This window comes from Candidatus Brocadia sapporoensis (assembly GCF_001753675.2).
Taxonomy (GTDB): domain Bacteria; phylum Planctomycetota; class Brocadiia; order Brocadiales; family Brocadiaceae; genus Brocadia; species Brocadia sapporoensis.
On the sequence record NZ_MJUW02000024.1, the window covers coordinates 22,393 to 36,437 of the forward strand.

Annotated in this window: 11 protein-coding genes; 9 read left to right on the forward strand and 2 right to left on the reverse strand. The window is 44.1% G+C overall.

All coding sequences use genetic code 11. From position 1 onward, the window contains the following. Nucleotides 1-4: 4 nt before the first annotated feature. The gene (mutL, locus tag BIY37_RS01935) at nt 5-1,927 is read right to left on the reverse strand and encodes a DNA mismatch repair endonuclease MutL (protein WP_070066163.1); all 1,923 of its coding nucleotides are present in this window, start codon (nt 1,925-1,927) and stop codon (nt 5-7) included. Nucleotides 1,928-2,176: 249 nt separating this feature from the next. Beyond that, nucleotides 2,177-3,373: an ISL3 family transposase gene (locus tag BIY37_RS01940; RefSeq protein WP_070066164.1), complete on the reverse strand. Its 1,197-nt coding sequence runs from the start codon at nt 3,371-3,373 to the stop codon at nt 2,177-2,179. A gap of 133 nt (nt 3,374-3,506) precedes the next feature. On the opposite strand from BIY37_RS01940, the gene rodA reads away from it, so the two are divergent. The 9 genes from rodA to BIY37_RS01985 all read left to right on the forward strand — a co-directional run bounded on the left by rodA (nt 3,507) and on the right by BIY37_RS01985 (nt 13,679). Then, nucleotides 3,507-4,616, forward strand: coding sequence for a rod shape-determining protein RodA (gene rodA, locus BIY37_RS01945; RefSeq protein WP_070066165.1), 1,110 nt, complete (start codon nt 3,507-3,509; stop codon nt 4,614-4,616). 5 nt (nt 4,617-4,621) lie between these two features. Then, on the forward strand, nt 4,622-5,776 hold the full coding sequence (locus BIY37_RS01950) for an ABC transporter permease (protein WP_070066166.1): 1,155 nt from the start codon (nt 4,622-4,624) through the stop codon (nt 5,774-5,776). Nucleotides 5,777-5,780: 4 nt separating this feature from the next. Then, nucleotides 5,781-6,509 carry an ABC transporter ATP-binding protein gene (locus tag BIY37_RS01955; protein ID WP_070066167.1) on the forward strand — a complete coding sequence of 243 codons (729 nt, stop codon included), beginning with the start codon at nt 5,781-5,783 and terminating at the stop codon, nt 6,507-6,509. An 8-nt stretch (nt 6,510-6,517) separates the two neighbouring features. Beyond that, nucleotides 6,518-7,513, forward strand: a complete 996-nt coding sequence (locus BIY37_RS01960) for an efflux RND transporter periplasmic adaptor subunit (protein ID WP_070066168.1) — start codon at nt 6,518-6,520, stop codon at nt 7,511-7,513. Between the two features lie 323 nt (nt 7,514-7,836). After that, entirely contained in the window at nt 7,837-9,681 is a 1,845-nt protein-coding gene (locus BIY37_RS01965; RefSeq protein ID WP_080324775.1) for a TIGR03960 family B12-binding radical SAM protein, read from the forward strand. Between the two features lie 31 nt (nt 9,682-9,712). Beyond that, nucleotides 9,713-10,210, forward strand: a complete 498-nt coding sequence (gene folK, locus BIY37_RS01970) for a 2-amino-4-hydroxy-6-hydroxymethyldihydropteridine diphosphokinase (RefSeq protein WP_070066170.1) — start codon at nt 9,713-9,715, stop codon at nt 10,208-10,210. Nucleotides 10,211-10,214: 4 nt separating this feature from the next. Then, the gene (locus BIY37_RS01975) at nt 10,215-11,288 is read left to right on the forward strand and encodes an LptF/LptG family permease (protein ID WP_070066171.1); all 1,074 of its coding nucleotides are present in this window, start codon (nt 10,215-10,217) and stop codon (nt 11,286-11,288) included. 81 nt (nt 11,289-11,369) lie between these two features. Beyond that, the gene (locus BIY37_RS01980; protein ID WP_080324776.1) at nt 11,370-12,128 is read left to right on the forward strand and encodes a ComF family protein; all 759 of its coding nucleotides are present in this window, start codon (nt 11,370-11,372) and stop codon (nt 12,126-12,128) included. 399 nt (nt 12,129-12,527) lie between these two features. Next, nucleotides 12,528-13,679, forward strand: coding sequence for a pyridoxal-phosphate-dependent aminotransferase family protein (locus BIY37_RS01985; RefSeq protein WP_070066173.1), 1,152 nt, complete (start codon nt 12,528-12,530; stop codon nt 13,677-13,679). The last annotated feature ends 366 nt before the right edge of the window (nt 13,680-14,045 follow it).

The following is a 14,045-nucleotide window of genomic DNA, read 5'->3' on the forward strand; positions in this document are numbered from 1 at the left end:
TTCCCTATTTCCTCTTAAATTGTTTTTGTAGTTCGTCCAAGGAGAAGAATAAGGTTGTAGGTCTCCCATGAGGGCAGTTATTAGTATATGCATGAATACTCTCTTTCATTTTCAAAAGCTCTTCAATCTCCTGTGGTTCTAACCGTTGCCCTGCCTTAATAGCTCCTTTACACGCCATGATGCTTATTAATTTGTTTAAAATCGTGTCTTTTCCTTTTAGATAATTCTCATCACTTAACTCGGCCAGTAAGCTTTCTATAAATTCCTTACCAGATAAATGCCTCAGGATTTGAGGAAATGTACGAATCACAATGGTACTCTGCCCGAATTCATCAATTTCGACTCCCAACTCTTCCAGATATTTCTTTATACTGACAATGGAAAAAAAATCCTTTAGACTCAACTCTATCATTTCCGGTATCAACAAGCGCTGACTCAACGATTGGGATTCCCGCATATTTCTTTCTATTTCATGATACAAAATAATTTCGTGCAGCGCATGTTGGTCAATAATGTTGACTCCGGTGTCTGTTTCTTCGACAATAAAAGCATTGTGAATTTGAAAAAATATCTTTTTTTTATTGATTTCCTCTGCAAGAAATACATTTTCTTTCCAGTCCCTGGCGCCTGGCGTTTGAGCATAGGCTCCTTTTTGGGATCTTGTTGTATTGAAAAATTTTTCTGGATTTTCCTCTGTATGTTTTCCTGGAATGGCGGGGGCAATCTCCTCCTTGTTAGGGGGGATAAGCGTATCACGGTTACTTATGCTGGAGACGGATAGTGGAACATCTTCATTCCCCTTCATGTCTTTTGTTTCGCTCGTTCTCCCAAAAGAAAACTGTTCCCACAAAGATCCCCTAATAAAGTCAACATCCCCCGCTTTTGTTAATTCCTTTTCTGTTCTCTGCGAGAAAGATGTTGTGGCTGATGATTTCGGAGCAGATTTATTTAAGCCCTCTTTCAGTGCAGAAAGAACATAGTTATAGATTGTGGCAGTATTTCGGAAACGCACCTCAGTCTTTGTCGGATGAACGTTCACATCCACCTCAGAGGGCGCTATCTGTAAAAATAAAAATACGATCGGATACCTCTTGTGCATTAATTTTCCGTGATAGGATTCGCTGATAGCGCGGAAAATAGCACTGTCCTTGATGTAGCGCCCGTTTAAAAAAATGAACTGCATTCGCGCATTCGCTTTGTCAAAAAAAGGTGGTGCAATATATCCTGAAAGAGTAAACAGTTCTTCCCGAAGAAATACCGGGATGAGATTGTTCCTCATCTCATCGCCAAAAAACGTTGCAATCCGTTCGGCAGTTTCCCGAACCGGAGGAAGGTTAAATACCGTCCTGGTATTATGCATAAGAGTGAAATGAATTGCTGGATAAGAAAGCGCAAACCTTGTAAGTACTTCTGAAATATAAGCCATTTCCGTGGGTATTGTTCGTAAAAATTTCTTGCGAACAGGTACGTTAAAAAACAGATCCCGCACTTCAACTTGTGTTCCTTCCGGCGCACCACATTCCTTCATGCGCTCCAAAACTCCGCCGTCTATCGCTATTTCCGCTCCCTGTAGCGCCCATTTTGTTCTGGAGATAATGCTGGCACGCGAAACGGCTCCGATGCTGGGTAATGCCTCCCCCCTAAAACCAAGCGTATGGATTGCAAAGAGATCATCCGCATTGAGGAGTTTGCTGGTGGCGTGACTTTGAAATGTAAGAGAAAGATCCTCGGCATCCATCCCAACGCCATCGTCTGATATCCTGATCATTTTTCTTCCCCCATCCTCCAAATAGGTGTCGATCCTTGATGCCATGGCATCGATTGAATTTTCAATCAATTCTTTTACGACAGCAGCCGGCCGGTCAATTACTTCTCCGGCGGCAATCTTGTTAATAACAGATGCGGGGAGAATCTTAATATGCGACATGGTACATTTTCCTGAAAAGTAATTATCTTTTGTTGAACCCCATCCCAGTATGCTAAAAAACGCAAACAGCACAATATTCGTGAAAACATGCCGTTCGCATATTTATAGTTTATACCCAAAGTAATATGCATTCTAATAATACCACTTAATATGTGTAAATCATAATAAATTTAGATATGGTATTGGGTTGTTTCACTTGCAAAATATAAAATGGGTCGTCGTAAAAACGAGTGGGTAAAATTTGCGTTTTTATATCTCCGGAAGCATACAGGTCAGAATTTTTAAGTGAAGATATTCTTCATCTCTTAGACGGTAGGCCCGTCGCTGGATAACCCGGATTTTGCCATTCAATTCCTCGACAAAACCCAAAGAAACTATAATCTCCGGCTTACTGTATGCAGCAATTCCATCCCAGTGCCTTTCTATCATCTCAGCAAATTTCTCATAGGGTTTAAGCCTCTGCCACTTTAAAGACTTTTTCCAGTTTTCGAAAAAACGTCTTGCCCATCCCTCCGACCTATAATTCCATAGCTGCCCAAAAGACTCTCTCAGTATATACGCAATATGGATTCGCTTATTGGCCTCCAACAGCTTTTTGAGCGCCTTTCTCCCGTCTATCGTGAGGTTTTCCCAATTTGACAACAAGGTATACTTGTGCCCTTTGATAAACGAACGATCCTTCTCCTTCAACCGGGCATACTCCTGCTTGCGAATCTTGTCCAATGCCTCCCCTAAATGTCTCATCACATGAAATTTATCATACAGAATAGATGCCCCTGGCACATTCTTCCGCGTGGATTTCTCAAATGCCTTCCACATATCCATAACCGCCAACCGTACTTTTTTTATCTTCTTTTGTCCAAGCCACTCATAAAACATATCCATACTCTCTTCCGACCTGTCCTTGCCTCCAAACCATATCGGTCGCTTCCTCTCCAAATCGCTTACCACGATTCGATACGTATGGCCTTTCCTTAACGATATTTCGTCTATCCCTATAGCTCCAGGAGCAGGAACTCCCGTCCTCTGAAGCTGCTTCTCCATGTATTGTTTGTCCAATTCTTTAACCGTATGCCAATCCAATTTCAACTCTTTGGCCACATCCTGTATCGTCATCGGCCGGCATCGCCTCCCTACAAAAAAGGCAAACATCTTTGTGCAGAAAGAATTTCTCGAAAGCCACCCTGACGCCTCCCGTTTCACCTTCCCGCATCTCTGCGCAGGGTAAGTCGCGTATCCACCTGACCTTCTTGTCGTAATAGCTCCGGTGCACCTCACCACCACAACCGCACACCGTTTTTTGAGTCCGAACAAGTCGGATAACACGTGCCTTTGCATTGCCAAATACCCCCTGTATCTCGGCCTTCGGATGAGACCTGGCAAAATGATATTCGTCCAGGAGCCGCTTCTTTTTTCCTGTCGTTGTATCTTGCCATCTTTTTTCATCCCCTTAAATTTTACCCATTCGTTTCCACGACGACCCAATTTTTTTAAGAACTCTAATTGTTGTTAAAAAACGATCATTATGCGGCCTTTATAGCATTGCTTTCGCTGACAGATTGTGTAATAATAAGATATTATGCAAAATACGGTCGACTCAAAAAATTTTGACTGGCTGATGTTTCCTTTAATATGTATTATTCTTGCCGTGGGTATTTTTTTTGTCTGGAGCGCATCGTCAGAGAAGTTTGTTCTTAAACAGCTTATATGGATTTTAATGGGTTTCACGCTTTTTTTTATTCTTCTTTCCTTTGACTATCTCTCGTTTGCCAATCATGCGTATATCATTTATGGCGGTGTCATTTTTCTGTTAATTGTCTTGCTGGCATTTGGCGGTTCTGTAAAAGGTACACAGAGGTGGCTATCTATTGGTTCCTTTTCAATTCAACCTTCAGAATTCATGAAAATCACCATAGTTCTTACCCTTGCGCGATTTCTCAGGTACAAGAAGTACGGACTCGGACTATTTGATATCGGGATTTCCCTTCTTTTAACTCTGGTACCCATGGTGCTCATTGTGAAGCAGCCAGACTTAGGAACCGCGTTGATCATGCTTCCGATCTTGCTTTTCATGTTATACACTGCCGGTATCCGGCTCTCTTATCTCTTGCTATTCATTGGTGCAGGATTAGCTATTTCTCCCTTACTCTGGATATTCGTATTAAAATCATATCAAAAATTAAGGATCATTGGCTTTCTTTGGCCTGAAAAAACTACTGACTGGGGAGCCGGTTATCATAGACTTCAGTCCCTCATTGCTATCGGTTCCGGTGGCTTATTTGGAGCCGGATGGGGAAATGGCACACAGAACCAAATGAAATTCCTGCCCGAGCGGCACACGGATTTTATCTTCGCCGTTATTGCTGAAGAGTGGGGATTCTTACGGGCATGCTTCGTTCTGCTTCTCTATATGATTTTTTTGACGTGCGGCATTGGTATTGCGCGAAACACACGGGAGCCATGCGGACGGCTCATTGTCGTGGGACTGGTTACCATGTTTGCAACTCAAATTGTTGTTAATGTCTGTATGACCTTGGGAATAGCTCCTATCGTGGGAATAACACTTCCTTTTGTCAGTTATGGAGGTTCCTCTATGCTCACCTCATTTATCGCCCTTTCTATCATCTTTAATGTCAAGATGCACTCGAAGGTTGACCTGGCATCAAGACGTCACCATACAATGCGGTAATAAAAATGAATTTCATTGCATTAAAAATGCTGGTGGGGAATCGCGCCAAATATGCTGGCATTATCATCGGGTTGACGTTTGCCTCTTTGCTCATTACTCAACAATCGGCCATCTTTGTCGGCCTGATGACGCGCACGTTTGGTTTTCTGACGGATACGGCACTTCCCGACATCTGGGTGATGGACCCAAAGGTGCAGTACATCGACGACATCAAACCGCTGAAAGAAACGGAATCGATTCGTGTTCGTAGTGTGGAGGGAGTCGCCTGGGCCGTTCCGATGTACAAAGGACTGCTGAAGGCGCGGTTATCGAATGGAACTTTCCAGACGTGCAACGTTATTGGTCTTGATGACGAAACGTTAATTGGTGGTCCGCCACGAATGCTACAGGGAAGCCTGTCTGATCTGCGCCGAAGTGACGCTATTGTTGTAAATGATATTGGCGCGGCTGGCAAGCTGGCGAAAGTCCTGCCGGATGGGAAGCGCATACCATTGAGAATTGGCGACACTATGGAATTAAATGATCACCGTGCCGTCGTTGTAGGGATTTGTAAGGTACAGCGAACGTTTCAATCACAGCCAGTTATCTATACTACCTACTCACGTGCAACGATCTTCGCGCCTCGCGAGCGTAAATTGCTTTCTTTTGTTGCTGCAAAAGCCAAACCAGGTCAGGATCTTCAGACGCTATGCCAGCGTATTCACAGAGTAACAGGCTTGGTCGCTTATACAAAGGATGAATTCAAAGCGCTTACCATCCGCTACTACATGAAGTATACTGGTATTCCTATTAACTTTGGAATGACGGTGGTGCTTGGTTTTATCGTTGGTATTGCAATAGCAGGACAAACCTTCTTCAACTTCACCCTTGATAATCTCCGGTATTTTGGTACTCTTAAGGCAATGGGTGCTACCGATCGCATGTTGCTGCAGATGATCTTGCTTCAGGCAGCGGTGGTAGGAAGTATTGGATACGGACTCGGCGTAGGAATCGCCACGGCGCTGGGTACCCTGTCTGGCCATACTGAACTTTCCTTCCAGTTGCCATGGCAACTCCTGCTTATCAGTGCGTTTGCCGTCATGCTTATCTGCGCAGCATCTGCTGTCCTCAGCATAAGAAAAGTTATTCGGCTTGAACCAGCAATTGTCTTCCAGATTTAACACCATGGCGAATTCATCTGAGATTGCTCTGCGATGTAAAGACGTAACCAAGACGTATGTAAACGGCAGTACCGTAGTGCATGCACTGCGAGGCATAGACCTTGAAGTATACGCGGGTGAACTGATGATGCTCGTTGGTCCATCTGGAAGCGGGAAGACCACCCTCATCTCTATTATCGCAGGTGTTCTGGACAGAGATGATGGGGAATGCCTGGTGTTTGGCCATGATTATAAACACATGAACCAGCGTGAAAAAACGCAGTATCGTGGGCAGAACATCGGGTTTGTCTTCCAGATGTTTAATTTGATCCCAACATTATCTGCAGCAGAAAACGTTGCAATACCTTTAATAATCAATGGGATTAAGCGAAACGAAGCTATTGACAGAGCATGTGAAATGCTCGGCCGTGTTGGTTTGAGTGATCGAACTTACTCCCTCCCATCACAGTTATCGGGCGGACAGCAGCAACGCGTAGCCACCGCACGGGCTATAGTACATAACCCGAAGCTCATTGTCTGCGACGAACCAACCAGTGCGCTCGACCATGAGACAGGCCATAAGATCATGGAGTTGTTGCGGGAAGTTGCAGTTGGTGATGGCCGCACATTAATCGTTGTCACTCATGATGCACGTATCTTTGAATTTGCAGACAAGATAGCCAAAATGGATGACGGTCATATTGTTACTACAGAAAATTCAAAATCGAATTTCACAAATAAAAAAAAGCCTTAGGAGTTTTCATGATAATCAAATATCTGATTCCTTTTCTCGCCATTCTGGGCATCGGGTTCGCCGTGCTGACGGTTATTAAAGGCAGCAAGTCCTTTCCCCCCTCTCCGCCTGTCGTGGAACCGAGTTCACCGCCTTTCAGATCATCGGTGGCTGGCGCTGGCATTGTGGAAGCAAATACAGAAAATATTTCCATCGGGACACTCGTGCCTGGCGTTGTTTCCGAGAGATATGTTGCCATTGGCAGCAAGGTCCGGGCCGGTGATCCCTTGTTCAAGATTGATGACAGGGACCTGAGGGCACAGTTGGAGATACGACAGTCGGCGCTCAGGGTGGCAAAGGCAAATGTTAGCGTGGAAAAGGCCCAGTTGTATGATTTGCAAGATCAATTTATCAAGGCTGAAATACTGTCTTATAAAAAGGTCATTGGTACAGATGAACTGGACAGACGTCGTTATGCAGTACAAACCGCTGAGGCAAGAGTAGCACAAGCAAAAGCGGCGGTCGTTTCCGCCAGGGCGCAGGTAAAGGAGACGGAGACGAATCTTGGACGGCTTATTGTGCGCGCTCCTTACGACGGTGAAGTCCTGCAGGCGAAAATTCACGTTGGCGAATTTGCCCCGGCGGGCGTCACTCAAACGGCGCTTATAATTTTCGGTAACATAGAGCCTCTGAACGTTCGTGTTGACATAGATGAAAACGATGCGTGGCGGGTGCGTCCGGAAGCGCCGGCCGTAGCTTTTCTGCGCGGCAACAGAGAAATCAACACGCCTCTGAAATTTGTGCGCTTTGAGCCGTATGTTGTTCCCAAAAAATCGCTCACCGGAGACAGTACAGAACGCGTTGACACGAGGGTGCTTCAGGTCATATACAGCATAGAGCATCCCAATCTGCAGGTCTTTGCCGGTCAACAGATGGACGTATTTATTGAGTCGCCTGATCAGTTTTCGCCTTCCCCTGCAAACCGGCAGACTATAGGGGAAGGAATAAATGGGAAGGGTTCATAATCAGTGCAGATACGGCACCTTGCTAAAAGGAGTTCGCCACTGTCTGTGGGTTTTTCATGTTGATCTTTCGCATAAAAATATGAAACACCTATTATCTCAAACGAAACAGGCTTGCTTAATATCTGATATAATATTATTATTACGAAATAGAGCATAGTCACGATCAAAAAAGATACAGCAGGCAGTAAGCAAAAAGTCTAGCCCAGGCAAGTTGAAAAAGGCAAAATCTGAAGTATAAATTTTGCGCACCGACCCTGTCAGGGTTTTAAACTCAGGCATGAGTAGTTTTGTAACATTTTTGAAAGACACTAAATATTAAATTCGTGAATACATTAAAACGCTTCGTAACTGAAAATATATTACCCCAGGTGGAAATGCCTGGGCAATATATCGGAGGAGAATGGAACTCCATTGTTAAGAACCATGCCGATGCCGATGTAAAAATCGCATTGGCATTCCCCGACACTTACAGTATTGGCATGTCACATCTGGGCATGCAGATTCTATATGGACTTCTCAACGAAAGAGACGATACTGTCTGCGAAAGAGTTTTTGCGCCGTTAGACGACATGGAATCTCTGATGAGAAAGCACAAGATTCCCCTCTTTTCCCTTGAAACCTATACCCCTTTACGGGAGTTTGATATCATAGGTTTTTCGCTTCAATATGAACTCTCCTATACCAATATCTTAAACATGTTGAATCTCTCGGGGATTCCTGTCATAGCGTCTGACCGAAGTGAAGCAGATCCTCTCGTTATCGCCGGAGGTCCTGTCGCCATATCTCCGGAGCCATTAGCAGATTTTATTGATATTTTTTTCGTTGGAGACGGGGAGGAATGCCTGCCGCAGTTCATTGCGTTATGGAAGGACATGAAGCGGACAAGGCTCTCCCGGCAGGAAAAAATGGTTTCTGTCGCCCAAGCCATGAAAAACGCCTATGTTCCATCTCTCTTCGACGTTACCTATCGATGGGACAACACCATACAACAGATACGCCCAAAGATAGACGGTTTGCCACCGCTTATCCGATCCGCATCGGTAAAGGATTTAAATACAACCTATTTTCCAACAAAACCGATTGTGCCTTATGTAAAAACGATTCATGATCGGATTACGATCGAGGTTATGCGCGGCTGTACCCAAGGATGCCGGTTTTGCCAATCAGGCATGAGTAAGCGGCCTACACGGCCTCGCACCGTAGAAAACATTGTAAAGCTTGCCGAACTTTGCTATGCGAATACGGGGCACAATGAGATTTCCCTGGCATCTCTCTCCATTAGTGACTATCCGGCATTACAAAGCTTAATGGAGCAGATGAACGGGGCCTTTCATCCGAGGCATGTAAATATTTCTTTTCCGTCCCTGCGGGTGAATGAGCAGCTACAGTTTTTACCCTCCCTGTTGAACGTTGTCCGTAAGTCGGGACTTACCCTTGCACCGGAAGCTGCAACTCAGGGCCTAAGAAGAATCATCAATAAAAATATTACCGACGAAGATCTGTACAACGGCGTTAGAGAAGCATTTAAACAGGGTTGGAATTTAGTAAAGCTCTACTTTATGGTTGGACTTCCTACCGAGACGGATGATGATATTGATGCCATTGCAAGCCTCGCCTATCATGTCTCTGAATTAAAAAGAGAGGTAGGCGGTAATTTCGGACAAGTTAATATCAGCATTGCGCCTTTTGTGCCGAAGGCACATACACCGTTCCAATGGCATCCTATGATTAGCCTTCAACGGATAAAGGAGATCAGAAGCAGGTTGTTTGATCGAGTCCGGCGCAAATGCATTCGTATCAAATTCCACAACGCGGAGCGCAGTATTCTGGAAGGCATCTTTGCAAGGGGAGACAGAAGGTTAGGGAAGGTTATTTATCAGGCGTGGCAGGATGGCTGTAAGTTTGATTCATGGGAAGAACATTTTCGGTTTCAAAAATGGATGGATGCCTTTCAAAAGGCAGGAGTAGAGTGGGCCTTTTATGCGCACCGGCAAAGAGATGCTGATGAAGTCTTTCCGTGGGATCATATCAGTTGCGGTGTTGTAAAGCCATTTCTCATACAGGAGAGGCAAAGGTCCTTTCACGAAGAAGTTACTCCTGATTGCCGTATCGACATGTGTCCGGAGTGCGGAAGCTGTGCACGTTCTCAGAATTTTTGTGCTGTGTAAAAGTTCACAAAAAGAAGAGGTTTGTTGAAATATGCTAAAAAAAATTTCCAGGATGCCTGTATACATAGGGATGGGTTCAAATATCGGAAACAGGGAGGAAAACCTACGTACTGCCTGTAAGCGCATTATTGCTATCCAGGGAATACAGATGATGAGATGTTCACGCTTTTATGAAACGGTGCCCATTGGCGGGCCTCTGCAGCCGATGTTTTTGAACGCTGTACTCGGTATAAAAACGGTAATATCTCCTCATAAATTACTCGAACAATTCCAAGGCATTGAAATCCTTATGGGCAGAACACGCACGGTGAAATGGGGGCCCAGAACTATAGATATTGATATCCTGATCTATGGTGATAAAATCGTTGATGATGACCGGCTGAAGATACCGCATTCCCTGATGCATACGCGATTATTTGTTTTAGAGCCTTTTGTCGAAATTGCGCCCAACGTGGTTCATCCCGGATTACAAAAAACGATTCTTCATTTGTATCGGGAACTCCAAACTTCATTATCAGTTACAGCATAAAGACATGTTTTCCAGGCTAGACAACTATATATTAAAGGCTTTTATCCCCACGTTTTTTATGTGCCTGCTCATTATTTCCGGAATTTATATCGTTGCTGACCTCCTTCAAAAACTGGGAGAATTTGTGGATATGGGGAGTGATGCCTTGAGCACAGGGATGCGTTACTATATGTACCTCTTTCCTGTTATTGTCTTCCAATTTTTTCCTGCAATTACTTTAATTGCAGTCGGTATTGTTCTGGTAAAATTATCCAGGAATCGTGAAATACTGGCAATGCAGGTCGCCGGCATCTCGTTATACCGGATTTTAGTCCCCATTTTTATTGTTACGGCATTCCTGTCTTTTGCTTCATTTGGGGATCAGGAATGGATTATTCCGCGGTTTGCGGAAAGGTTAGAGACCTTACGGCAAGCTTCATTCGATGATAATATCAGCCGAAATCTCCTTTTGGATGACAAGGAAAATGGTACCTTGGTTCGTATCTGGAGATATAATAAGAAAACACAAACTATGCAATCGGTGTTTATTCTCGGAAGATATGAAAACAAAAGAAAGAAATTTACCATCAATGCCGATGAAGGCAGGTGGATCGGAAATAACACCTGGTTCCTGAGCAAGGTGACAAAACATATTTATAATGAGCAGGGGAAGTGGGTTGCACCTATAGCACAAATGGATACTTTGGAGTTTAAATCCTCTATAACACCGACAGTGCTGGGGGAAATAAAGCTCGATCCTAGTTTGTTGAGTTTTGAACAATTGAAAGAACTGTGTAAAAACGAACCGAATAACCCAAGAAACCGCGTATTATTTCATTCCAGGATAGCTTACACCCTTACACACTTTGTGCTGCTCTTGCTTGGCATACCTCTTGTTATCGGATTTGACCGGTTAAGCAGGAATTTGTTTCTTCGTGTGGGGCTGTGTGTCTTTGTCTGCGGTGTTTTTTACGCATTGTCTTTCGTGTGTACCAGTCTCTGTAATATGGGAGCGATTCACCCCATATTGGCAGCATGGCTGCCGCATATTATGTTTGGATCTGTGGGATTGCTATTTTTTGATATGATGAGAATGTAACAGATCGAATATGGGCGACAGGACGTTGGTATTTTCCTCTCCCGAATCCTTATTTTTCTTGTATTTAGCGGGTAATATGATATGGCTATCCGTGGATACTTCCATGCCTTTCTGGATCTCTTTTATCCCCGTACGTGTCTCCATTGTAATCGTAATTTAAACCGTTCGTACGAACTTTATCTCTGTAAAGGTTGTACAAAAGGAATTTCCTACGTCAGCAATACTCATTGTATCCGGTGCGGGGCTGCTCTGGGACCCCACAGTCTTTCAACGATGCAGGAGGGTTGTACGGTATGCAAGGGAAGGTATTTCCCTTATGCGACAACAACATCTGTCACCTATTATGATGGTGTTATGAAAACATTAATACATAAGTTTAAGTACTCGAAACAAAAATTCTTGTCTCGTACGTTAAATGATATCATGCTGGCGCAAGACACCGTGAAGGAGACGATTCAGAACATCGACGTCATTGTACCGGTGCCTCTTCATTGGATTAAAAAGATGTATCGGGGTTTTAATCAATCAGAGCTTCTGGCGTGGGGAATTCATCAATATTTTTCAAAGCCTATATTGTTAAACAATCTCTGCCGTGTTAAAAATACTGCGTCGCAGACCCGGTTGTCAAAAAAACAAAGACAGGCAAATATCCACAATGCGTTTCGTGTAAATAATCCAAAAATGTTTCAAGAAAAGAGGATATTGCTGGTAGATGATGTATTAACTACCGGCGTAACTGCATCCGAATGTTCAAAAAAATTAAAACAATCCGGCGCAAAGTCTGTTCATTTGCTCGTTTTGGCGACCGCACCGGATCGTGGCCCGAGGTACGCTTCTTAATTTCAATGATTCGTAACGCAGCAAATCCGCAACCAGATCACCCCTATCGTTCGACGGACCCTTCGGCAAGCGCAGGATGTGCGCCGTGTATGGTGAGCCTGTCGAACCATCACGACGAAGTCAAGGGAGGCGAATGGGGGTATAAAAAACTTACAAAAAAGGGAAGATTTTACACGGTAATACCACTATAATTTTTCACCTGTTTATTCCTTGACTCTTTTTCTCAATTTCATATAATAACGCTTTTTCTTTGATTTATATAGTGTTTGCCCGTAGGTAAGTCTCTCCTGAGGAAATAGTGTTTTCTTTCAAAATATCTCGTAAATGCTGTGGAGTTTCTTCTTAACCGTTGATCGGCTATACTGCCGGTGCTACTAGACAATCGAAAGGACAATTTCTATGAAAAAAAACTACCTCTTCACGCCTGGCCCAACCATGGTGCCGCCTGAGGTTGCATTGGCTGAAGCGCAAACGATGATCCATCACCGGACACCACAGTTCTCGCAAATCTTTTTTGAGTTGAGTGAGGATTTAAAGTATTTGTTTCAGACAAAGACCGGCGAAGTGTTTACCCTTATGTCTTCCGGAACCGGCGCTATGGAGGCATGCGTGGTGAATGTCTTGTCTCCCGGCGATAAGGCATTGGTGGTGGTCAGTGGAAAATTCGGTGAACGGTGGGCAGAATTATGCGCTTGTTTTGGCATTGAAACGATTTCCATTTGCGTTGAAAATGGCAAGGCGGTGGATCCTGCGGATATTGAGGCAGCGCTGAAAAAAACACCGGGAATCACTGTGGTATTTACTACACAATGCGAGACATCTACGGGCGTAGTGCATGATATACAATCGATCTCTCCCATTGTGAAGAAATACGGGGCTCTTATGGTTGTTGATTCTATTACGGGCATCGGCGTTCATCCATTTATGATGGACGAATGGAAGATTGACGTTGCTATTACCGGTTCTCAAAAGGGATGCATGATGCCGCCAGGGCTTGCCTTTGTTTGTGTGAATAACAGCGCCTGGGCGGCCATAGAAAAAGCAGGTTTGCCCAGATATTATTGGGATTTCAGGGAGATGGGGAAGGCATTAAAAGACAAAACAACCCCTTTCACTCCTGCCGTTTCCCTGGTCATGGCGATGAAAACAGCAATGGATATGATCAAGAAAGAAGGAATTGAGAATGTCTGGAAGAGACATGCACGCCTTGCTCAGGCCACAAGAGAGGGAGCAAAGTCGCTTGGCCTGGAACTCTTTGCCGGGGAATATGCGAGCAATGTACTAACCGCAATCAAGGCACCGAAAGGGATAGATGTCGATAAGATTATTAAAAAGCTAAGGGACGAGACAGGAGTAACCTTCACGGGAGGGCAAGATGAGTTAAAAGGAAAGATTGTCAGAATCGGCCACATGGGCTATGTGAATGATTTTGACGTCATTGTTGCTATCGCAGCCCTTGAAAAGGGTCTCTATGATGCAGGATATCGCTTCGAATTAGGAATAGGACTTTCCACGGTGCAGTCGTTGCTTGTCAGTAAGAAACAGGGGTAGGATGACATATGGGTTTGGCCTCAGGCCTTATGTCTTTCATTCCCGGAAATGAGAAATATTTATTATTTTTCTAAAGGATTTTCAGCCTCGGTACGCAACTCGTTAATCAAAAAGAGAGATTGCAGAGGGATTGAGTAACTTCTGATAGCCTAACACGGCAAGCCACAATCAATGCCTCCTTGGCAAAGGGAGGAGGATGTGAGTTGTGAAAAGATTTGCTAAAACGTATCGTCATGAAAACAGAGGAAGGGAGGATTTTGCGCGGTAATATTCCAACATAAAATAGTTTTTCACGACCATAATTGAATCAAACGCAGGAATTTGATAGCAATGCTTTCCGGTGATTTGCAAAACGGAAATCATACA

Bases quoted from the DNA above. Each gene is read 5' to 3' on its own strand.
- mutL (WP_070066163.1), bottom strand. From the start codon at position 1,927: ATGTCGCATATTAAGATTCTCCCCGCATCTGTTATTAACAAGATTGCC.
- BIY37_RS01940 (WP_070066164.1), bottom strand. From the start codon at position 3,373: ATGAAAAAAGATGGCAAGATACAACGACAGGAAAAAAGAAGCGGCTCC.
- rodA (WP_070066165.1), top strand. From the start codon at position 3,507: ATGCAAAATACGGTCGACTCAAAAAATTTTGACTGGCTGATGTTTCCT.
- BIY37_RS01950 (WP_070066166.1), top strand. From the start codon at position 4,622: ATGAATTTCATTGCATTAAAAATGCTGGTGGGGAATCGCGCCAAATAT.
- BIY37_RS01955 (WP_070066167.1), top strand. From the start codon at position 5,781: ATGGCGAATTCATCTGAGATTGCTCTGCGATGTAAAGACGTAACCAAG.
- BIY37_RS01960 (WP_070066168.1), top strand. From the start codon at position 6,518: ATGATAATCAAATATCTGATTCCTTTTCTCGCCATTCTGGGCATCGGG.
- folK (WP_070066170.1), top strand. From the start codon at position 9,713: ATGCTAAAAAAAATTTCCAGGATGCCTGTATACATAGGGATGGGTTCA.
- BIY37_RS01975 (WP_070066171.1), top strand. From the start codon at position 10,215: ATGTTTTCCAGGCTAGACAACTATATATTAAAGGCTTTTATCCCCACG.
- BIY37_RS01980 (WP_080324776.1), top strand. From the start codon at position 11,370: ATGGCTATCCGTGGATACTTCCATGCCTTTCTGGATCTCTTTTATCCC.
- BIY37_RS01985 (WP_070066173.1), top strand. From the start codon at position 12,528: ATGAAAAAAAACTACCTCTTCACGCCTGGCCCAACCATGGTGCCGCCT.